This is a genomic window from Klebsiella sp. AqSCr, assembly GCF_008452795.1.
Lineage (GTDB): Bacteria > Pseudomonadota > Gammaproteobacteria > Enterobacterales > Enterobacteriaceae > Klebsiella > Klebsiella pneumoniae.
In genome coordinates this window covers 2,652,449-2,672,229 of the sequence record NZ_MJDM01000005.1, presented here as the reverse complement: position 1 = coordinate 2,672,229, position 19,781 = coordinate 2,652,449, and the positions used below count along the sequence as shown (strand labels likewise).

The window sequence follows — 19,781 nt, the reverse complement described above, 5'->3', positions numbered from 1 at the left end:
AAGCCCGGCTTTTTCACCTTTGCGCCCGTTAGCGCTGCGGTCCTGCCGCCACCAGCGCGGCGCCCGCTGGCGTATCGGTATACTTCTCAAAATTCTCAATAAACAGCTTCGCCAGCTGGTCGGCTTTTTCCTGCCACTGCTCCGGGGAACCATAGGTGCTGCGCGGATCGAGGATGTGGGTATCCACGCCCGGGAGCGCCGTCGGGATCTGCAGGTTAAACATCGGCAGGGTAAAGGTCTCCGCGTTGTCCAGCGAGCCATTGAGGATGGCGTCGATGATCGCGCGGGTATCTTTAATCGAGATGCGCTTGCCGGTGCCGTTCCAGCCGGTATTGACCAGATAAGCCTGCGCGCCAGCCGCCTGCATGCGTTTGACCAGCACTTCGGCGTACTGCGTCGGGTGCAGCGACAGGAAGGCGGCGCCGAAGCAGGCGGAGAAGGTTGGCGTGGGTTCGGTTACGCCGCGCTCGGTGCCGGCCAGTTTGGCGGTAAACCCGGACAGGAAATGGTACTGCGTCTGGTCGGCGGTCAGGCGGGAGACCGGCGGCAGGACGCCGAACGCATCGGCCGTCAGGAAGATCACTTTGGTAGCGTGACCCGCTTTAGACACCGGCTTAACAATGTTGTCGATGTGGTCGATGGGGTAGGAGACGCGGGTATTTTCGGTCTTTGAACCGTCATCGAAATCGACCGTGCCGTCGGCGCGTACCACCACGTTTTCCAGCAGGGCGTTGCGGCGGATGGCGTGATAGATATCCGGCTCGGCCGCTTCAGAGAGCTTGATGGTCTTGGCGTAGCAGCCCCCTTCGAAGTTAAACACGCCGTCGTCATCCCAGCCATGTTCGTCATCGCCAATCAGGCGGCGTTTCGGGTCGGTGGAGAGGGTGGTTTTGCCGGTGCCTGAGAGGCCGAAGAAAATGGCGACATCGCCTTTCTCGCCGACGTTGGCTGAGCAGTGCATGGAGGCGATGCCCTTCAGCGGCAGCAGGTAGTTCATGATCGAGAACATCCCTTTCTTCATCTCGCCGCCGTACCAGGTGCCGCCGATCAACTGAATGCGCTCGGTGAGGTTGAAGGCGACGAAGTTTTCCGAATTGAGGCCCTGCTCTTTCCACTGCGGATTGGTGCATTTCGCGCCGTTCATCACGATGAAGTCGGGCTCGAATTCAGCCAGCTCTTCATCGCTCGGACGGATGAACATGTTTTTAACGAAGTGCGCCTGCCAGGCCACTTCGGTAATGAAACGTACGCTGAGACGGGTATCGGCGTTGGCGCCGCAGAAAGCGTCGACGATAAACAGGCGTTTACCGGACAGTTGCTGGGTCACCAGCCCTTTCAGATGCTGCCAGGTTTCCTGCGAAAGCGGCTTGTTGTCGTTTTTACCTTTGCCTTTATCGGACCACCAGACGGTGTCGCGGGTGGTGTCGTCGCGCACGAGATACTTATCTTTCGGAGAACGACCGGTAAAAATGCCCGTGTCGACGGCGATAGCACCCAGAGTGGTTAATACGCCACGTTCGTAGCCTTCCAGGTTCGGGTCGAGCTCTTCCTGAAACAACATGTCGTAGCTGGGGTTGTGGACGATATCCTGGACGTCATTGATACCATAAGCCTTGAGATCCTGCGGGGTTAAACCATGATTAACGCGCATGTCACTGCTCCTTAGCCAAGATGTACTGCTGTAAATTGTAGGGTTAATTGCCGGGTATTGACCGCGACCAGGCTCATAGATTTACGTATCTCGACATTCCTCAGAATGACGATAAAAACGGTGACTCCTGTCACGAAGTGGAGTGGATTATCTCAGGAAATGGGCGGATGGTGGGGTTAGATGTTTCTCAATGGTTAAAAAGTAATTAAAAAAACTGCCGAAATGTGAATGTAATCGCTTTCCTGAAATTAAATTACGTAACTCTTTCAGGGAAAATCGATTCAACTCGCGAATAAATTAAAAGTCAGGCACAACGCGACAAACAACATTGCCGCCCTGTGCCTGAGAAAGATGCGGGGATTAATGAACCTGCGGATCGGCCGGAGAGGCGTTATTACGGATCTCGGCGATGTCCATGGCATTGAAGATATAGTGGTTACCGCAGTAGTCGCAGTGCATATCAATTTCGCCTTCGTCGGCGAGGATGCTATCAATCTCTTCATCCGGCAGCGTCTTCAGCGCGCCGGCGCAGCGTTCGCGGGAGCAGGTGCACTTGAACTCCACGCTCTGCGGGTCGTAGACCGTGACTTCTTCTTCATGGTACAGACGCCACAGCACATCATTTGCCGGCAGGGTGAACAGCTCTTCCGCCTTAATGGTCTCGGTAAGCGTCGCCAGGTGCTCGAAGTCGGCAGTCTGGGCATCCTGCGCCGGCATCACCTGCAGCAGCATCCCGCCCGCCATCGGCTGGCCTTCATGATCGCCGGTGCGGATGATAAGGCGCGTCGGCAGCTGCTCTGAACGCTGGAAATAATCTTCCAGGCAGGCGGCCAGCGTATCGCCTTCCAGACCGACCACGCCCTGATAGCGCTCACCTTCTTCCGGAGAGATGGTAATGACCAGGTAGCCGTTGCCGACCATCGTTTTCAGATCCGCATCGTCCGCAATCTCGCCCTGCACGCGCGCGACGCCGCGCAGCTGCTGCTGGTTATTGCCGTTGATCACCGCCAGCTGTAAAGGGCCATCCCCCTGCAGCTGTACGGTAATGTCGCCGGCAAACTTCAGCGTCGCGGTCAGCAGACTGGTGGCGACCAACAGCTCCGCCAGCACCGTTTTGACCGGTTGGGGATAGGTGTGATTCACCAGAATCTGTTCCAGGGTTTCCGACACCGTCACCAGCTCGCCGCGCACGGCATAGTTTTCAAACAGATAACGATGTAATTGATCGTGTTGAGTCATAATCATCTCTCTTTCTGGCGCGAGTTATTCACTCTCGCCGTGTTTAAATCTCATCAGGTCGCGGCGCTCTTTCTTGTCCGGACGTCTGTCAGGGTGCGGCATGGTCAGGGCGTTCATTTTGCGCGCCAGGGCCATTTTTTCACGCTTCTCGATACTCTCCGCCGTCTCTTCATACAGGTTGACGGCTTCGCTTGCCGGGCGGCGCTGTTCGGTAATGCCGATAATGCGCACCGTCCGCTCGTCGTTGCCCTGGCGCAGCGTCAGCATGGCGTCGAGTTCGACGATTTTTCCGGGTTTGCTACGTTGTCCGTTGTAATGCACCTTGCCGCCTTCAATCATTTCCCGCGCCAGCGCGCGGGTTTTGTAAAAGCGGGCGGCCCAAAGCCATTTGTCCAGTCTGACGGTTTCGGTGGGCTTCTCTTTCATCGCCTCTCCTTCGGGGTAAGCGAAGGGATCAGTCGTCGGTAATCATTCAGCCCCGGATGGCGCAGATACTGCTTTTCCGCCAGTCCGGAGTCAGGATTGGTAATACCCAGGCAGTAACGAATGCCAAACTCCCTCGCGGCATCCAGTATCGCCTCGCTGTCGTCGACAAACAGCGTTTTGTGCGCCTCAAGGCCAGTTTCCTCCGCCACGGCGCGCCACAGACGCTGATCCTCTTTCGGATAACCAAATGTGTGGGTGGAAAGTAATAAATCAAGGTGCGCGTCCAGGCCGGTGTGTTTGAGCTTCACCGCCAGATTGTGGGGATGGGCATTGGTCAACAGAATGCGTCGCTTACCGCAGGCCTTGAGCGCATCAAGGAACGGCACGGTATCCTCGCGCAGCGTGGCGCGCGGACCTTGTTCGCTGGTCATCGCACAAATATCCAAACCCAGGCGCTCGCTCCAGTAATCCAGACAGTACCAGTTTAGCGTATGCTGCACGGCGTGATACTCCTGGCGCATGGCGTCTTTCGCCTCCTGCAAATTGAGGCCGCGGGCGGCCCCCCAGGTTTCAGGCACCAGCGTTTGCCAGAAGTAGTTGTCGAAGGCGAGGTCCAGGAGCGTGCCGTCCATATCCAGCAGAACGGTATCGACCTCCTGCCAGGCGATATCAAAGTGCATGATGACTCTCCAGCGAGCGGAAAATGGGCGACAGGGTATCACACCCTGTCGCCGGGAAAATTAATCTTGCGAGTCAGATGAGGGGAGCAAAACCGGATTAAGGCAGCTTTCGTAATATTTCTGAATCTCTTCCATACGCTGACGATGGCGTTGATAACGACGCAGGGCCTGCACGGCGTGGTAAGCCATGCACCCCACCATTGACAGCAGCAGCAGGGTGATGCCCAGATAACGCCACAGGCCGCTGCGGTCGGGGATGCGATGCAGGTTGATATGCTGCGTGCCGTTGGCGTCAGTAAACAGGTTGGTAACGATACCTTCGGCATGGAAGGGGGTATGCATGAGCATACCGGCCAGCCGCCGCAGTTCGCCCCACTGCTCATGGGCCGGATAATCATACAGACTCACCGCCGGCCACGGCTGATTGACCAGTACGCTGCCCTCATCGCTGGCGATAAGAAAACCGCCGGGAGCCGGGCTGTTCAGCGCCTGCGCGGCCCGCGAGGTTTCGCGTATCACAAAGGGCGCGGTTGAGGTGGTCACCAGATTCTCCAGCGACTCGGCGCTGACCGGCCGCAGCAGCACGTTCACGCCATCCAGCTTGCCGGCGGTGGCGCGCTTGGTTAACGTTTCCCAGTTACGGGTATTGCCAAGATTGACCAACGCATTCTTCAGCCGCAGGCAATCATCCTTTGCCGAGCAGAGATCGTTAGTTTTCTGCACGATATCGCCGAAATCATCCAGTAGCACCATGCCTGATTTCTGAATGGCGGAGCGTAGGGCAGGGCTGACGCGGGAATCATCGTCGGTTTCCGGGTGCAGCTGGCGCTGGACGGACTGCATCAGGGCGGTCGCTTTGCTGACAATGTCAGACTCCGGCAGCGGCAGAGGAGGGGCGTCGTTCCACACAATCTGTGAACAATCGAAAGGCAGGAACGGCGAATCCTCTTTGGCGGACCAACTGCCCGGCGTGCGGATATTACACATCCCGGTACCGGTCAGGCGCAGCGTATCGCCAATGCGCACATGGGCTTTTTCCAGCTGGCTGACGGTAGTGGCTTCAATCGTTTGCGCGCCCTTCAGCCACGACAGGGTGAACTTAAACGGCATATTCAACGGTACGCTGGCCCACAGCATAATCACCACCACCAGGGCGCCGGCGGCGATAATCGCGCTGCGTAGCCAGTACTGCAGCGGGAAGTTTTTCACTTCATCATGAAGCGACAGGTAGCGTCCCTGACGGGCCACGTGGCGGTTGAGATAGATATCAATATCGGTCTGCTGCCCCAGGTCCTGGGCAATCCAGGGTTGCCAGTGGCGCGGATAGATGAGATCGATAATGCCCAGCGAGATGTTATTGATTTGCTCCTGATCGTTTTCGCCAAACAATCCCCAGCGCTTAGGGACGCCCCGCAGGCAATGGATTTCGCGCAGCGCGGCGCGACGCGGCGGGGCATAAATCCCCCACAGTCCGGCGGCGAGCAGCAACAAACCTGCGGCGACCAGCCAGGGGGTAAAGACAGCTGGCCCAATCAGGCTGAAATAAAAGAACAGAAAGGAGGCGACGATCAGGATCGCTTCGCGCAGCCCGTCCGGGCGATTCAGAGCGTGTTCTTCAGGCGTTTCCCGACGGATCTGCCGCAACTCTACCTGCTCGCTCTCTTCGCCGCGAATGGAGGCCTGGGTGGCCGAAGCGCGTTCCAGGGCGTAGCTTTGCGCTTCCTGGCGATAGTCGCTCAGGCTATGACCGTTAAGGGTGATAACCAGCGGCAGGCTGTCGGTGGGGATCAGCTCGACGCTGTTTTCATCGTTGATATGCTGTTCCCAGAACGGCGGCAGATGAACTTCAACCGAATCGAGGAAATAGCGCCATTTATTCGGCGCGTCGGTGGTGATCCCGTAGCGGGTGATGGCGCGTGTCACCGCATAGACGGTATCACTCTGTTCGTTCAGCGCCAGAGCGACAGGCGCGCTGGTCGCACCGGACGCCGGCACCTGCTGGGCGTGGCTCAACTCGGCAACATACTTCTCAATAGCCTGGCGCTCATCCGCAGGAAGCTGCCGCGTGGTAGCGTCGCTAAAGGCGTGCAGTAGGGGGAGTCGGCGGCGTCTGGCGTGAGCGCGATACCACCATCCGATGAGCAATACGCAGATTAGCAGAGCTGTAAGGAATATCAGAAAGGTGCCCATGCCCATCCCATCAAAGTTATTTTTTTCTTACGAAATCGTCGGTGAACGTGAAGACTAACGTCAAGCTGCAGTGTTAGCGGCGCACCTGCTTACAGGGTAGTGAATATGTCATGCAGCAGCGCACAAGCTTACCAAAAACGTTAAAGCGCAGAAATCGGTAAATTCTCAAAGCGAATTCAAGCTATTGACTTTTTTATCTTTATTACTTTTCCCCCTGCAGGGAAAAGGTTACAACTCTGTAAATAAGTAGCAATTTGGATTGCCGAAAGCGTGTTGCGTATCGCACAATGACTGCTTAATCACAGCATAGACCGATGACAATGAGCAAATCATTACAAAAACCCACCATTCTCAATGTTGAAACTGTCGCCCGTTCGCGCCTCTTTAATGTCGAAAGCGTCGATCTGGAGTTCAGCAACGGTGTGCGTCGCGTTTATGAACGTATGCGGCCTTCCACCCGTGAAGCGGTGATGATTGTGCCGATTGTGGATGATCACATTATTTTGATTCGTGAGTATGCCGTGGGGACGGAGTCCTACGAGCTGGGCTTCTCCAAAGGGCTGATTGATCCAGGTGAAACCGTGGATGAAGCGGCCAATCGCGAGCTGAAAGAAGAGGTTGGCTATGGCGCCAATAAGCTGACGTTTTTGAAGAAGCTCAGTATGGCCCCCTCCTACTTCTCCAGCAAAATGAATATCATGGTGGCGGAAGATCTCTATCCGGAGTCACTGCCGGGCGATGAACCTGAGCCGCTACCGCAGGTGCGCTGGCCGCTGGCGCAGCTGATGTCGCTGCTGGATGAAGAAGATTTTAACGAGGCCCGTAACGTCAGCGCGTTGTTTTTAGTGCGGGAATGGCTGCAGGCCCAGGGCCGACTCTGAACGAGCGTCCACGCTAAGCAGCAATAAAAAAGCGCCCGCAGGCGCTTTTTTTGTCAGAACAATTCGTGGGTTTCACCGCCGCCGTCAGTCAGGGTGGTGCCCACCTCACGGACTGCCTGCTGGGTGGGCTGGGTTCCTTCAATAAAGTACTCCGCCCGGCTATTGCCCCCATTCGCCAACTGACCGGTGCTGCGGTCGATATTCACCGTGACGATACCCGGCGGCGGAGTTAACGGTTCTTCCGGAACGCCTTCCAGCACGCTCTTCATAAAGCTGTCCCAGGCCGGCTGGGCGCTTTTGGCACCGCCTTCATAGCCAGAGATCTGATCTTTAATCGCTCCGGAGGCGGTGGTCCGGCCAAGATCGCGACGATGATCGTCAAAGCCGATCCAAACCGAGGTCACCACGCCCGGTCCGTAGCCTGAGAACCAGGCGTCCTTCGAGCTGTTGGTGGTCCCGGTTTTCCCACCGATGTCATGCCGCTGCAGATCGCGTCCGGCGCGCCAGCCGGTGCCCATCCAGCCCGGCTCGCCAAAGATGTTGCTGTTCAGCGCGCTCTTGATCAGGAAGGCCAGCGGTGTGTTAATCACATGCGGCGCGTATTCCTGTGCGCCGCTCTGCGCGACCAGCGACTGGTTGGCCTGCTCCAGCTGCGGCTGCGGCGGCACGTTGCCATTCTGCGGTTCCGCGGAGGTGGCGACATCTTCCACATCCTTGTTTTCCAGCACGTTGGATTTTGGCGTATCGCCGTAAATTACCGGTAAATCACACTGCGGACAGGCAATTTTCGGACGCTCCTCGAAGAGGACCCCGCCCTGATCGTTCTCAATCTTACTGATAAAGAAAGGATTGACCAGGAAGCCGCCGTTGGCCATCACCGAATAACCGCGAGCGACCTGCAGGGGCGTAAAGGAGGCTGAGCCCAGCGCCAACGATTCCGTGTGGACAATGTTCTGCGCCGGGAAGCCAAAGCGCTGCAGATACTCGGCGGCGTAGTCTACGCCCATGGCGCGCATAGCGCGCACCATCACCACGTTTTTCGACTGCCCCAGGCCCTGGCGTAAACGAATCGGACCGGCATACTGCGGCGGCGAGTTCTTCGGCCGCCAGTCGGAACCTGCGCCCGCATCCCAGCGCGAGATCGGCACATCGTTGAGCATACTTGCCAGCGTTAAGCCTTTATCCATCGCGGCGGTATAGAGGAACGGTTTAATGTTGGAGCCGACCTGGCGCAGCGCCTGGGTGGCGCGGTTGAATTTGCTCTGGTTAAAGTCAAACCCGCCGACAAGGGCAATAATCGCGCCGTTTTGCGGGTTAATGGAGACCAGCGCTGAGTTGACGTCCGGGAGCTGGGACAGCCACCAGCTGTCACCCACCTTGCGTACCCAGATCTGCTGCCCGGCCTGCACAACGTCGTTGACTTTACGCGGGGTCGCCCCTTGCTGCGTATCAGAGATAAAGCGACGGGCCCAGCGCACGCCCTCCATCGTCAGCGAAACGGAGTCGCCGTTAGCCAACAGCGCGACAGCCTCCTGGGCATTCGCGGAGGTGACCACCGCCGGGAAAAGCGGACCGTAGCCAGACTGACGCTTCAGCGAATCGACGATCTTCTTCGTCTCCCACGGCGTTTCGCCGACTTTCCACAGTACGCTGGCCGGGCCGCGGTAGCCGTGACGCATATCGTAATCCAGCACGTTATTGCGCACCGCCTGCTGGGCCGCCTGCTGGTTTTTACGGGTAATGGTGGTGTAGACCCGATAACCATCTTCGTAGGCCTGCTCGCCGTAGCGATTCACCATCTCCTGGCGCACCATTTCACTCAGGTAAGGGGCGGAGAAGGCGATTTTCGGCGCGTGATAGCTGGCGTCGATGGGTTCGCTGCGCGCCTCATCGTATTGCGCCTGGGTGATGTATCCTTCGCTCAGCATACGCGACAGCACCACGTTGCGACGGGCGGTCGCGCGATCCATCGAATAGAGCGGGTTAAAAGTGGAAGGCGCTTTCGGCAGACCGGCAATCACCGCCATCTCACTCAGGGTCAGTTGGTCGATAGGTTTGCCAAAATAGACCTGCGCCGCGGCGCCGACGCCATAGGCGCGGTAGCCGAGGTAGATCTTGTTCAGATACAGCTCAAGGATTTCATCTTTATTCAGCAACTGCTCGATGCGGATGGCCAGAAAGGCCTCTTTAATCTTACGCATCAACGTCTTCTCGGGGCTGAGAAAGAAGTTACGCGCTAACTGCTGGGTGATGGTGCTGGCGCCCTGGGAGGCGTGGCCTGAAAACATCGCCACGCTGGCGGCGCGGAAAATACCTACCGGATCGACGCCATGGTGCTCATAGAAGCGGCTGTCTTCGGTGGCGATAAACGCTTTCACCAGCTCGGGGGGAATTTGCTGCAACGTCACAGGGATACGGCGCTTTTCGCCGTACTGCGCAATAAGCTCACCGTCGGCGCTATAGACCTGCATCGGGATCTGCAAACGCACATCCTTCAGGGTTGCGACGTCGGGGAGTTGCGGCTCTATGTATTTGTAGAGGCCAAAAATCGAGCCTGCTCCCAGCAGTACGCAACAGACTGCAAGGATCAATAGATACTTTACGAACTTCACCGGTGTTTTCCCATTTAGTTTTATTTGGGCAGTTTATAAACAAACGCGCGGTAGTATAAAGGCAAGCCAGGTGCATTGATATAGCCGGGCAGTTTTGCCGGATAAGGAGATCGTAAGCATGGCTTTCAGAAACTGGCGGCTTGGAATGCATATCCAACAGGATAGCATTGCCATTGTCGCGCTATTGCATGAACGTTCACACTGGGCGCTGCGCCGCTGGTGGCGTATCCCATTGCCGCCGGGGCTGGTACGTCAGGGAATGGTGGCGGACGTCAGCGCACTCGGTTCGCGGCTGGCCGCCTGGCGGCGGGAGCTACCGGCGCAGCATCAGGTTAGTATCGCCTTTCCCGCGGTGCACACACTGCAAAAGCGTCTTCCGTATCCCCAGTTCGCCCTGCGGGAGCGGGAACAGGCGACGTGGGTAGCCAGCGCCATGAGCCAGCAGCTGGCAATGCCTGCCTCCGCGCTATGTATTGATTATGCGCCTACCTCGCGGGATGACGGCTGGCAGGTTACGGCGGCGCAGCGGCTGGATATCAATGTTCTGCGGGAGCTGGCAGGGCGGCTGCGGCTGCGGGTGGCGGCCATCGTACCGGATGCCAGTGCGCTCGGCGCCTTTTTCCCCTGGATGACTGCGGCAGACCAGGGCCTGGCGTGGCGGGATGAAAAGCACTGGCTGTGGGCGACCCGTGAGGCCTGGGGCAGCGACGCCTGCGCTGATGTCGGGTCCTTAAGCCAGCTGGCGGGGCAGCTTCAGATTCCGCTGCGCCTGTGTATTGACGCGGGCGATGAGGCCAGTCGCTTTGATGTCTGGCAAGTGATTCACCGTCGGCAGCCCCCGCTGCCAGCCGATGGCGATCGTTACGCCATTGCCCTTGGGCTGGCGCTGGGAGGCGGGCGGCATGACGCATGTCGTTAATCTTCTTCCCTGGCGCGACCTGCGTCGCCGCCAGCGCCTGCGCTACGTCCTGTTGTTAACCATCGGCATTGTGCTGCTGGGCGGGATGGGCCTGCTGGTGAGCCGAACGGCGCGTCTGCAGCGCGACTTCCTGGCGACGCTTCACACGACGGCCGACGCGCAGCTGCTCGCCTCGCTTAAGCAGCGCGAGCAGGCGATGCGTGAGGCGTGGCAGCAGCATCAACGGCAGCGCCAGCAGTACCAGCGCAGATCGGCGATCGCCGCCTGGCAACCCAGGCTGCAGGCGCTGGCGGCAGATCTGCCCGCGCAGGCGTGGCTGACGCGGCTGGAGTACCAGGGCGTACTCCTCACGCTGGACGGCCTGGCCCTTAACCTGCAGGCGCTAACCAGCGTGGAGGCTGCACTGACTCGCGTCGCGGGATTCGCGCCGGCAAAAGCCGGCGGGACCCAGCGCGACGCCGAGGGGCGTTGGCAGTTCAGTTTTTCCCTGACGGGAGCGCGCGCTGATGCGGATTAACCTTCGGGGCGCCTGGACGGGGCTGCCGATCCTGATCGCAATGGGGCTGTCGGGAGGCGGCGTGGCGCTCTGGCGCGATCTGCGCCCGCCGCAGGCGGCGGTAACCCGTGATGCGGCGTTGCAAACGCAGTGGCGGCGGATCATGGCGCTGCGCATCCCCGGCGAGGAAAATCCCGGGGCGCGCATCGACACGCAGTCATTTTCGCCCATAGCCATTCCGCTCTCCGGAGCGAAGCTTATCGCCTGGCGTCCGCAGGGAAGCGGCGGCGAGATGGAGCTGACCCTGTCCTGGTCAACGGTACCCGCGCTTTTTTCCTGGCTGGCGCGCTGCGGGATGAATCCGCGTTCGTTTTCGCTGGGCCGTGAGGCGCAGACGCTCCGCCTGCGACTGCTGCTGGAGGCGGAAGATGAGCGGTAAACGCTGGATCTTCCTGTGGCTACCGCTGTCGCTGCTGGCGGCCGAGCGTGACCCTTTCCAGCCGGTTGAGGATCCCTGCCGCACGGCGCAGCTTTCGCAATGGCGCTATGGCGGGGCGGTTGGGGATGAGGCTGGCTGGACGGGGTTTCTGCAGGATGGGAACGGAAAGTGGCGACGGGTACGCATGGATGAGCAATTGCCCACGGGCTGGCGGGTGAGCCGGCTGACGGCCGGTGAGCTGGACATCGTCACGTCTTCGGGATGTGAACCGCCAGCGTGGCGCTGGCAACGTGAAGGGAAACAACATGATGCGATGGATAAGCCTGCTGCTTCTGCTGCTGCCGCTGGCGGTGGCCCCCGCCGCCCGCAATGATAAACCGGTTTCGCTGGTGATTGACGATGCGCCAGTGGCCCAGGTGCTGCAAGCCCTGGCCGAAATGAACCATAAGAACCTCGTCGTCGCGCCGGACGTCAGCGGCACGCTCTCCCTGCGTCTGCAGAAGGTTCCCTGGAGCCAGGCGCTGCGGGCGGTAGCGGATAGCGCGGGTCTCTCTTTGCAACAGCAGGGGACGGTCATCTACGCGCACACTCAGGCCTGGCAAAAGGCAAATCAGGCGCAGCGTGAAGCCGAACAGGAGAAACGCCTGCAGAACCTGCCCCTGCAGGCGGAGAGCGTGACCCTGCACTTTGCCGACGCTGAGGAGCTGGCTAAAAGCGGCGGAAAGCTGCTCAGCGCCAGGGGACACCTGATGGCGGACAAACGGACTAATCGGCTGCTGATCCGCGATGATGCCCGGCACCTGCCGGCGTTGAAGGCCTGGGCGCAGGAGATGGATCTGCCGGTCGGCCAGGTGGAGCTGGCCGCCCATATCGTGTCGATGAGCGAAACCAGCCTTCGTGAGCTGGGGGTGAAGTGGCGGCTTGCGGAAGCCGGAAGCCCGCCAGGCTCCGGGCAAATCACCACCCTAAGCAGCGATGTATCGGTAAACGATGCCAGCACCCGCGCAGGGTTTAACGTCGGCAAGATCAACGGTCGCTTGCTTGAGCTGGAGCTATCCGCGCTGGAGCGCAAGCAGCAGGTCGAAATTATTGCCAGCCCGCGTTTATTGGCCTCCCACATGCAGCCTGCCAGCATCAAGCAGGGAAGCGAGATCCCCTATCAGGTTTCCAGTGGCGAAAGCGGCGCCACTTCGGTGGAGTTCAAAGAGGCGGTGCTGGGCATGGAGGTCACGCCGACGGTGCTGCAGCAGGGAAGAGTGCGGCTTAAGCTGCGAATAAGCGAGAATACGCCAGGCCAGGTGCTGAAGCAGGAAAACGGCGAAGCGCTGGCCATCGATAAGCAGGAGATAGAGACCCTGGTGGAAGTTCGCAGCGGCGAGACTTTAGCGTTGGGCGGCATCTTTTCGCAGAAAAACAAAACCGCCCGCGACAGCGTCCCGCTGCTTGGCGATATCCCGGTACTGGGACGTCTGTTCCGTCGTGACGGGAAAGATAATGAACGTCGCGAACTGGTTGTCTTTATTACGCCACGGATTCTGGCAGTACGTTAAGCAGGTTTTTCATGCTAAACACGTTTCAGGTGTTTGACGTGAGGACGGATTTAGCATACAAGGGGTACCGATTTGAGAGTCGGGTACGACATCAATCCTCCCTTTATTGTCCGGCGATTTTATTCAGTTGCCAAACCAGCCGGAGTATTGAGATAATTTTTAGTCTGACTCTCGCTCTATTGCATATGAGGTTTCAGTTCATGCCCTGCGGCGCTGGGTGTCTGCGAAGCGGGTTTATCATTAACGAATAGTCTTAGTAGTACCGAAAAAATGGCAGAGAAACGCAATATCTTTCTGGTTGGGCCTATGGGTGCCGGCAAAAGCACTATTGGGCGCCAGTTAGCCCAACAGCTCAACATGGAATTTTACGATTCTGATCAAGAGATTGAGAAACGCACTGGCGCTGATGTGGGCTGGGTCTTCGATGTTGAAGGCGAAGAAGGCTTCCGCGACCGTGAAGAGAAAATTATCAATGAGTTGACGGAAAAACAGGGGATTGTGCTGGCGACTGGCGGCGGCTCTGTAAAATCCCGTGAAACGCGTAACCGTCTCTCCGCCCGCGGCGTGGTGGTCTACCTGGAAACTACGATCGAGAAGCAGTTGGCCCGTACGCAGCGCGATAAAAAGCGTCCTTTGCTACAAGTCGATGCGCCGCCTCGTGAAGTGCTGGAAGCGCTGGCTGACGAGCGTAACCCGCTGTATGAAGAGATCGCCGATGTGACTATCCGCACAGACGATCAGAGTGCGAAAGTCGTCGCGAACCAGATTATTCATATGCTGGAAAGCAACTGATTCTGGCTTAATAAAAGTGCGTCAGAGTAATAGTCATTGAGGTGGATGTCGCGTTATGGAGAGGCTTACTGTTACCCTCGGGGAACGTAGTTACCCGATTACCATCGCGGCTGGTTTGTTTAACGATCCAGCTTCCTTCCTGCCACTCAAGTCGGGCGACCAGGCTATGCTGGTCACCAACGAAACGCTGGCGCCGCTTTATCTGGATACCGTCCGCTCTGCGCTGGAGCAGTCAGGGGTCAACGTTGACAGCGTCATTCTGCCAGACGGCGAGCAATACAAAAGCCTGGCGGTGATGGATACCGTGTTTACTGCGCTGTTGCAAAAACCACATGGCCGCGACACCACTCTGGTGGCGCTTGGCGGGGGGGTGATCGGTGATTTAACCGGTTTCGCCGCGGCAAGCTATCAGCGCGGCGTGCGTTTCATCCAGGTCCCTACCACCCTGTTGTCGCAGGTCGACTCGTCGGTCGGCGGCAAAACCGCAGTGAACCACCCTCTCGGCAAAAACATGATTGGCGCCTTCTGGCAGCCGGTTTCCGTGGTAGTTGATCTTAACTGTCTGAAAACTCTGCCGAAGCGCGAGCTCGCTTCCGGACTGGCTGAGGTCATCAAGTACGGGGTGATCCTGGATGGTGAATTCTTCAGCTGGCTGGAAAACAACATTGATGCGCTGCTGGCGCTGGACGATACCGCCATGGCGTACTGCATTCGCCGCTGCTGTGAACTGAAAGCGGAGGTTGTGGCAGCCGACGAGCGTGAAACCGGGTTACGTGCTTTACTCAATCTTGGACATACTTTCGGCCATGCTATCGAAGCGGAAATGGGCTACGGTAACTGGCTGCATGGCGAAGCGGTGGCGGCAGGTATGGTGATGGCGGCACGCACGTCCGAACGGCTGGGGCAGTTTCGCGCGCAGGATACTCAGCGCATTATCGAGCTGCTCAAGCGTGCAGGCTTACCGGTACGCGGCCCGCAGGAAATGAGTGCGCAGGCGTATTTGCCCCATATGATGCGCGATAAAAAGGTACTGGCTGGCGAAATGCGGCTGGTGCTCCCGCTCGCAATAGGAAGCAGCGAGCTGCGCGGCGGAGTGCCGCACGATGTGGTTCTTGGCGCGATTGCTGATACTCAGCAGGCGCAACAATAAGAAGGTCTGGCCGCGTTCGCGCGGCGTTATCATTTCGGGTGATGTGCAATAATCGTGAGCATAAGCCTTTTAGTGGGGTGTTAAATGGATGATTTCAAACCAGAAGACGATATGAAAGCCGATCGCAACGATCGTCGTGCTGGTCGTTCCCGTCAGTCTTCCGAGCGTGATGCCGATCCGCAGATCAATTTTGACGATGTTGATCTTGATGCCGATGAAGGCCGTCCGACGCGCGCTGGTAAGGCCCGTCGCGAGCGTGAAGAGGAAGAGTTCGAAGAAGAACTGGATGCGCAAGACGAGGAGATGCTCGAAGAGCAGCCTGTAGAGCGTCGTCCGCGCAAGCGTAAAAAAGCGCCGGCCAAACCGGCCTCCCGCCAGTACATCATGATGGGTGTGGGGATTCTGGTGCTGCTGCTGTTGATCGTGGGTATCGGTTCCGCACTGAAATCGCCATCATCTTCCAGCCAGCAGACCGCTTCCGGCGAGAAGAGCATTAATCTGTCTGACGACCAGTCCGCCAGCATGCCTGCTGCCGGCCAGGATCAGACTGCCGCTGCTAACAGCACCTCACAGCAGGACGTAACGGTACCGCCTATTGCCGCGAACCCGACGCAGGGCCAGGCAGCGGCTGCGCCGCAGGGCCAGCAGCGTATCGAAGTTCAGGGCGATCTGAACAATGCGTTGACCCAGCAGCAGGGCCAACTGGACGGCGCCGTGGCTAACTCGACGCTGCCGACTGAACCGGCTACCGTCGCGCCAATCCGGAATGGCGCCAATGGCACCGCGGCGCCGCGCCAGGCGACCGAGCGTCAGACAGCAGCGACCCCGCGTCCGGCTGAACGTAAGCATACCGTTATCGAAGCGAAGCCGCAGCCGAAGCCACAGGCCGTGGCGAAAACGCCGGTAGAATCGAAGCCGGTCCAGCCGAAGCATGTTGAAAGCACGGCGACCACCGCTCCGGCGAAAACGTCCGTCAGCGAAAGCAAACCGGTGGCCACCGCTCAGAGCAAGCCGACCACGACGACCGCAGCGCCAGCGGCAACGGCAGCTGCGGCAGCGCCGGCAGCGAAGAGCGGGAAGACGGCAGGTGACGTCAGCTCAATGAAAACTGCGCCGTCGGGTCACTATACTCTGCAGCTCAGCAGCTCCTCTAACTACGACAACCTCAACAACTGGGCGAAGAAAGAGAAGCTGGATAAATATGTTGTCTATGAAACGTCGCGTAACGGCCAACCATGGTACGTGCTGGTGAGCGGTATCTATGCATCGAAAGATGAAGCGAAACGTGCTGTCACCTCGCTGCCGGCGGACGTGCAGGCGAAAAATCCATGGGCAAAACCGCTGCATCAGGTTCAGGCTGACCTGAAATAATGCCGTGGGGTAGTCTTAAGCGCAGGATGCTGTCGGAGCTTTCTCCACAGCCGGAGAACGTGTAATTAGTTAGGCAGCATGAAAAAGAATCGCGCTTTTCTGAAGTGGGCAGGGGGAAAGTTCCCCCTGCTTGACGATATTAAAAAGCATTTGCCGGAAGGCGAGTGCTTGATCGAGCCCTTTGTGGGCGCCGGGTCGGTATTTCTTAATACCGACTTTTCTCGTTATATCCTCGCGGATATCAACAGTGACTTAATCGGCCTGTACAACATCGTCAAACTGCGCACCGACGAATACGTCGCCGCCGCCCGTGAGATGTTTACCCCGGAAAATAACGTCGCTGAGCGCTACTACCTGTATCGTGATGAATTTAACCAAAGCCAGGATCCGCTGCGTCGCGCGGTGCTGTTCCTGTATTTGAACCGTCACGGCTACAACGGCCTGTGCCGCTACAATCTGCGCGGCGAGTTCAATGTGCCGTTTGGCCGTTATAAAAAGCCCTATTTCCCCGAAGCTGAGCTCTATCATTTCGCCGAGAAGGCGCAAAACGCCGAGTTTTACTGCGAATCTTACGAAGAGTGCATGCAACGTGCGGATAGCCGCACAGTGGTGTATTGCGATCCGCCCTATGCGCCGCTAACGGCGACGGCGAACTTTACCGCCTACCACACCAACAGTTTCAACCTGGAACAACAGGTACTGCTGGCGCAAAAGGCGGAATCGCTGATGAAAAAGCGCATCCCGGTGCTGATTTCCAACCACCGCACGCCGCTGACGCAGGAATGGTATAAAAACGCGGCAGAAACGCATATTGTGAAGGTGCGGCGCAGCATCAGCAGCAACGGTGGTACGCGTAAAAAGGTGGACGAGCTATTAGCGCTCTACCGTCCGCCTAAGACCAAATAAATTTCAAGGAGATGCGGATGAAGCAGTATTTGATTGCCCCTTCGATTCTGTCGGCTGATTTTGCCCGTCTGGGTGAGGATACCGCGAAGGCGCTGGCGGCGGGTGCGGATGTCGTGCACTTCGACGTTATGGACAACCACTACGTGCCAAACCTGACGATTGGCCCGATGGTGCTGAAGTCACTGCGTAATTACGGTATTACCGCGCCAATCGACGTTCACCTGATGGTGAAGCCGGTCGACCGCATCATTCCTGATTTTGCCGAAGCCGGCGCCAGCATTATCACCTTCCATCCGGAAGCCTCCGAACACGTCGATCGCAGCCTGCAGCTTATCAAAGAGCACGGCTGTAAAGCGGGCCTGGTGTTTAACCCGGCGACGCCGCTGAGCTACCTCGATTACGTGATGGATAAGCTGGACGTGATCCTGCTGATGTCGGTTAACCCGGGCTTTGGCGGCCAGTCCTTTATTCCCCAGACGCTGGATAAACTGCGTGAAGTGCGCCAGCGCATCGATGCGTCCGGCTACGACATCCGCCTGGAAGTGGATGGCGGCGTGAAAGCCAGCAATATCGGCGAAATCGCCGCGGCGGGTGCGGATATGTTTGTTGCCGGTTCGGCGATCTTCGGTCAGCCGGACTACAAGCAAGTCATTGATCAAATGCGTAGTGAATTAGCGAAGGTGAGTCATGGATAAATTACAGGCGATCCGCGGCATCGCATTTGATCTCGACGGCACGCTGGTGGACAGCGCGCCGGGTCTAACCTCGGCGGTTGATAACGCCCTGTACGCCCTGGAGCTGCCGGTGGCGGGAGAAGAACGCGTTATCACCTGGATCGGTAACGGCGCCGATGTCCTGATGGAGCGGGCGCTGACCTGGGCTCGTCAGGAGCGAGCAACGTTACGTGCGGCGATGGGTAAGCCTTCCGTCGACGATCATGATATTCCGCAAGACGAGCAGCTGCGCATTTTGCGTAAACTGTTTGACCGCTATTACGCCGAAGCGGCGGAAGAGGGCAGTTTCCTGTTCCCGGCGGTGGCCGATACGCTCGGCGCGCTGCATGCCAAAGGCCTGCCGCTGGCGCTGGTTACCAATAAGCCGACGCCGTTTGTCGCCCCGCTGTTGGACGCGCTCGATATTGCGAAATATTTTACCGTGGTGATTGGCGGCGATGACGTGCAGAATAAAAAGCCGCATCCGGAACCGCTGCTGCTGGTGGCGGAAAAGCTCTCTCTGGCTCCAGCCGAGCTGCTGTTTGTCGGCGATTCGCGCAATGATATTCAGGCGGCCAAAGCGGCAGGCTGCTGCTCTGTTGGTCTGACCTACGGTTATAACTATGGTGAACCGCTTGCGCTGAGCGAGCCGGACTATCTCTTCGACCAGTTTAACGAACTCTTACCCGCTCTCGGGTTACCGCACAGTGAAACTCAGGAATTGAAACATGACTAAGCCCATCGTTTTTAGTGGCGCACAGCCCTCAGGTGAACTGACCATTGGCAACTATATGGGTGCGCTGCGTCAGTGGGTAAACATGCAGGACGATTACCACTGCATCTATTGCATCGTGGACCAGCACGCCATCACCGTGCGCCAGGATCCGCAGCAGCTGCGCAAGGCGACGCTGGACACCCTGGCGCTGTATCTGGCCTGCGGCATCGACCCGCAGAAAAGCACTATCTTCGTGCAGTCGCACGTGCCGGAACATGCCCAGCTAGGCTGGGCGCTGAACTGCTACACCTATTTCGGCGAACTGAGCCGCATGACTCAGTTTAAAGACAAGTCAGCGCGCTACGCGGAGAACATCAACGCCGGTCTGTTTGATTATCCGGTACTGATGGCCGCTGACATTCTGCTGTACCAGACCAACCAGGTTCCGGTGGGCGAAGATCAGAAACAGCACCTTGAGCTAAGCCGCGATATCGCCCAGCGTTTTAACGCCATCTACGGCGATATTTTTAAAGTGCCTGAGCCGTTTATCCCTAAATCCGGCGCGCGCGTGATGTCGCTGCTGGAGCCGACGAAAAAGATGTCCAAGTCCGACGACAATCGCAACAACGTCATCGGCCTGCTGGAAGATCCGAAATCGGTGGTCAAGAAGATTAAACGTGCGGTCACCGACTCCGACGAGCCGCCGGTAGTGCGTTACGATCTGAAAGAGAAAGCGGGCGTCTCCAACCTGCTGGATATCCTCTCCGCGGTTACCGGGAAAACTATTCCTGAGCTGGAACAGCATTTTGAAGGCAAAATGTATGGCCACCTGAAAGGCGAAGTCGCCGAAGCGGTATCGGGCATGCTGATTGACCTGCAGGAGCGCTATCACCGTTTCCGTAACGACGAAGCGTTTCTCAATCAGGTGATGAAAGACGGTGCGGAAAAGGCCAGCGCGCGGGCTTCTCAAACCCTGAAAGCGGTATACGAAGCGATTGGCTTTGTCGCCAAGCCGTAAGCGACGCAACAGCTAAAAGGGCGGGATGCTATC

General features: G+C 58.1%; 19 protein-coding genes. 13 read left to right on the top strand and 6 right to left on the bottom strand.

The window, feature by feature from the left end; translation table 11 throughout:
• Nucleotides 1–28: 28 nt before the first annotated feature.
• The 5 genes from pckA to BHE81_RS17215 all read right to left on the bottom strand — a co-directional run bounded on the left by pckA (nt 29) and on the right by BHE81_RS17215 (nt 6,186).
• Nucleotides 29–1,651, bottom strand: a complete 1,623-nt coding sequence (pckA, locus tag BHE81_RS17235) for a phosphoenolpyruvate carboxykinase (ATP) (protein WP_002920331.1) — start codon at nt 1,649–1,651, stop codon at nt 29–31.
• Between the two features lie 360 nt (nt 1,652–2,011).
• Entirely contained in the window at nt 2,012–2,896 is an 885-nt protein-coding gene (gene hslO / locus BHE81_RS17230; RefSeq protein WP_072145334.1) for an Hsp33 family molecular chaperone HslO, read from the bottom strand.
• An 18-nt stretch (nt 2,897–2,914) separates the two neighbouring features.
• Nucleotides 2,915–3,316 carry a ribosome-associated heat shock protein Hsp15 gene (gene hslR / locus BHE81_RS17225; protein ID WP_002920326.1) on the bottom strand — a complete coding sequence of 134 codons (402 nt, stop codon included), beginning with the start codon at nt 3,314–3,316 and terminating at the stop codon, nt 2,915–2,917.
• On the bottom strand, nt 3,313–3,996 hold the full coding sequence (yrfG, locus tag BHE81_RS17220; protein WP_004181456.1) for a GMP/IMP nucleotidase: 684 nt from the start codon (nt 3,994–3,996) through the stop codon (nt 3,313–3,315). Before yrfG ends, hslR begins: the two co-directional genes overlap by 4 nt.
• 60 nt (nt 3,997–4,056) lie before the next feature.
• Nucleotides 4,057–6,186 carry an intracellular growth attenuator family protein gene (locus BHE81_RS17215; RefSeq protein WP_004174025.1) on the bottom strand — a complete coding sequence of 710 codons (2,130 nt, stop codon included), beginning with the start codon at nt 6,184–6,186 and terminating at the stop codon, nt 4,057–4,059.
• A 320-nt stretch (nt 6,187–6,506) separates the two neighbouring features.
• On the opposite strand from BHE81_RS17215, the gene nudE reads away from it, so the two are divergent.
• Nucleotides 6,507–7,067, top strand: a complete 561-nt coding sequence (nudE, locus tag BHE81_RS17210) for an ADP compounds hydrolase NudE (RefSeq protein WP_002920321.1) — start codon at nt 6,507–6,509, stop codon at nt 7,065–7,067.
• A 53-nt stretch (nt 7,068–7,120) separates the two neighbouring features.
• Here the strand turns inward: nudE and mrcA are convergent, their stop codons facing one another.
• Nucleotides 7,121–9,679 carry a peptidoglycan glycosyltransferase/peptidoglycan DD-transpeptidase MrcA gene (gene mrcA, locus BHE81_RS17205; RefSeq protein ID WP_004185951.1) on the bottom strand — a complete coding sequence of 853 codons (2,559 nt, stop codon included), beginning with the start codon at nt 9,677–9,679 and terminating at the stop codon, nt 7,121–7,123.
• 118 nt (nt 9,680–9,797) lie between these two features.
• Here mrcA and BHE81_RS17200 point away from each other — a divergent pair, with 118 nt between their 5' ends.
• The 12 genes from BHE81_RS17200 to trpS all read left to right on the top strand — a co-directional run bounded on the left by BHE81_RS17200 (nt 9,798) and on the right by trpS (nt 19,748).
• Nucleotides 9,798–10,598 carry a pilus assembly protein gene (locus BHE81_RS17200; protein WP_149888813.1) on the top strand — a complete coding sequence of 267 codons (801 nt, stop codon included), beginning with the start codon at nt 9,798–9,800 and terminating at the stop codon, nt 10,596–10,598.
• Nucleotides 10,582–11,115: a PilN domain-containing protein gene (locus BHE81_RS17195; RefSeq protein ID WP_032428423.1), complete on the top strand. Its 534-nt coding sequence runs from the start codon at nt 10,582–10,584 to the stop codon at nt 11,113–11,115. Before BHE81_RS17200 ends, BHE81_RS17195 begins: the two co-directional genes overlap by 17 nt.
• Nucleotides 11,105–11,533: a hypothetical protein gene (locus tag BHE81_RS17190; RefSeq protein WP_004174029.1), complete on the top strand. Its 429-nt coding sequence runs from the start codon at nt 11,105–11,107 to the stop codon at nt 11,531–11,533. The genes BHE81_RS17195 and BHE81_RS17190 overlap by 11 nt, the downstream gene beginning before the upstream one ends.
• Nucleotides 11,523–11,906: a HofP DNA utilization family protein gene (locus tag BHE81_RS17185; protein WP_002920279.1), complete on the top strand. Its 384-nt coding sequence runs from the start codon at nt 11,523–11,525 to the stop codon at nt 11,904–11,906. Before BHE81_RS17190 ends, BHE81_RS17185 begins: the two co-directional genes overlap by 11 nt.
• The gene (gene hofQ, locus BHE81_RS17180; RefSeq protein WP_021440817.1) at nt 11,839–13,083 is read left to right on the top strand and encodes a DNA uptake porin HofQ; all 1,245 of its coding nucleotides are present in this window, start codon (nt 11,839–11,841) and stop codon (nt 13,081–13,083) included. Before BHE81_RS17185 ends, hofQ begins: the two co-directional genes overlap by 68 nt.
• 270 nt (nt 13,084–13,353) lie before the next feature.
• Entirely contained in the window at nt 13,354–13,875 is a 522-nt protein-coding gene (gene aroK, locus BHE81_RS17175) for a shikimate kinase AroK (RefSeq protein ID WP_002920267.1), read from the top strand.
• A gap of 55 nt (nt 13,876–13,930) precedes the next feature.
• On the top strand, nt 13,931–15,025 hold the full coding sequence (gene aroB / locus BHE81_RS17170) for a 3-dehydroquinate synthase (RefSeq protein ID WP_004150047.1): 1,095 nt from the start codon (nt 13,931–13,933) through the stop codon (nt 15,023–15,025).
• 84 nt (nt 15,026–15,109) lie between these two features.
• Nucleotides 15,110–16,396 (top strand): cell division protein DamX, encoded by a 1,287-nt coding sequence (gene damX / locus BHE81_RS17165; RefSeq protein ID WP_021440816.1) that lies wholly within the window; start codon nt 15,110–15,112, stop codon nt 16,394–16,396.
• A gap of 78 nt (nt 16,397–16,474) precedes the next feature.
• The gene (gene dam / locus BHE81_RS17160; RefSeq protein WP_002920260.1) at nt 16,475–17,302 is read left to right on the top strand and encodes an adenine-specific DNA-methyltransferase; all 828 of its coding nucleotides are present in this window, start codon (nt 16,475–16,477) and stop codon (nt 17,300–17,302) included.
• Between the two features lie 17 nt (nt 17,303–17,319).
• Entirely contained in the window at nt 17,320–17,997 is a 678-nt protein-coding gene (gene rpe / locus BHE81_RS17155; RefSeq protein ID WP_002920259.1) for a ribulose-phosphate 3-epimerase, read from the top strand.
• Nucleotides 17,990–18,751: a phosphoglycolate phosphatase gene (gene gph, locus BHE81_RS17150; RefSeq protein WP_004188345.1), complete on the top strand. Its 762-nt coding sequence runs from the start codon at nt 17,990–17,992 to the stop codon at nt 18,749–18,751. Before rpe ends, gph begins: the two co-directional genes overlap by 8 nt.
• On the top strand, nt 18,744–19,748 hold the full coding sequence (gene trpS, locus BHE81_RS17145) for a tryptophan--tRNA ligase (RefSeq protein ID WP_002920253.1): 1,005 nt from the start codon (nt 18,744–18,746) through the stop codon (nt 19,746–19,748). Before gph ends, trpS begins: the two co-directional genes overlap by 8 nt.
• Nucleotides 19,749–19,781: the final 33 nt, after the last annotated feature.

Excerpts from the sequence above, each read along its gene's own strand:
- pckA (WP_002920331.1), bottom strand. The coding sequence starts at position 1,651 with ATGCGCGTTAATCATGGTTTAACCCCGCAGGATCTCAAGGCTTATGGT.
- hslO (WP_072145334.1), bottom strand. The coding sequence starts at position 2,896 with ATGATTATGACTCAACACGATCAATTACATCGTTATCTGTTTGAAAAC.
- hslR (WP_002920326.1), bottom strand. The coding sequence starts at position 3,316 with ATGAAAGAGAAGCCCACCGAAACCGTCAGACTGGACAAATGGCTTTGG.
- yrfG (WP_004181456.1), bottom strand. The coding sequence starts at position 3,996 with ATGCACTTTGATATCGCCTGGCAGGAGGTCGATACCGTTCTGCTGGAT.
- BHE81_RS17215 (WP_004174025.1), bottom strand. The coding sequence starts at position 6,186 with ATGGGCACCTTTCTGATATTCCTTACAGCTCTGCTAATCTGCGTATTG.
- nudE (WP_002920321.1), top strand. The coding sequence starts at position 6,507 with ATGAGCAAATCATTACAAAAACCCACCATTCTCAATGTTGAAACTGTC.
- BHE81_RS17200 (WP_149888813.1), top strand. The coding sequence starts at position 9,798 with ATGGCTTTCAGAAACTGGCGGCTTGGAATGCATATCCAACAGGATAGC.
- BHE81_RS17195 (WP_032428423.1), top strand. The coding sequence starts at position 10,582 with ATGACGCATGTCGTTAATCTTCTTCCCTGGCGCGACCTGCGTCGCCGC.
- BHE81_RS17190 (WP_004174029.1), top strand. The coding sequence starts at position 11,105 with ATGCGGATTAACCTTCGGGGCGCCTGGACGGGGCTGCCGATCCTGATC.
- BHE81_RS17185 (WP_002920279.1), top strand. The coding sequence starts at position 11,523 with ATGAGCGGTAAACGCTGGATCTTCCTGTGGCTACCGCTGTCGCTGCTG.
- hofQ (WP_021440817.1), top strand. The coding sequence starts at position 11,839 with ATGATGCGATGGATAAGCCTGCTGCTTCTGCTGCTGCCGCTGGCGGTG.
- aroK (WP_002920267.1), top strand. The coding sequence starts at position 13,354 with ATGGCAGAGAAACGCAATATCTTTCTGGTTGGGCCTATGGGTGCCGGC.
- aroB (WP_004150047.1), top strand. The coding sequence starts at position 13,931 with ATGGAGAGGCTTACTGTTACCCTCGGGGAACGTAGTTACCCGATTACC.
- damX (WP_021440816.1), top strand. The coding sequence starts at position 15,110 with ATGGATGATTTCAAACCAGAAGACGATATGAAAGCCGATCGCAACGAT.
- dam (WP_002920260.1), top strand. The coding sequence starts at position 16,475 with ATGAAAAAGAATCGCGCTTTTCTGAAGTGGGCAGGGGGAAAGTTCCCC.
- rpe (WP_002920259.1), top strand. The coding sequence starts at position 17,320 with ATGAAGCAGTATTTGATTGCCCCTTCGATTCTGTCGGCTGATTTTGCC.
- gph (WP_004188345.1), top strand. The coding sequence starts at position 17,990 with ATGGATAAATTACAGGCGATCCGCGGCATCGCATTTGATCTCGACGGC.
- trpS (WP_002920253.1), top strand. The coding sequence starts at position 18,744 with ATGACTAAGCCCATCGTTTTTAGTGGCGCACAGCCCTCAGGTGAACTG.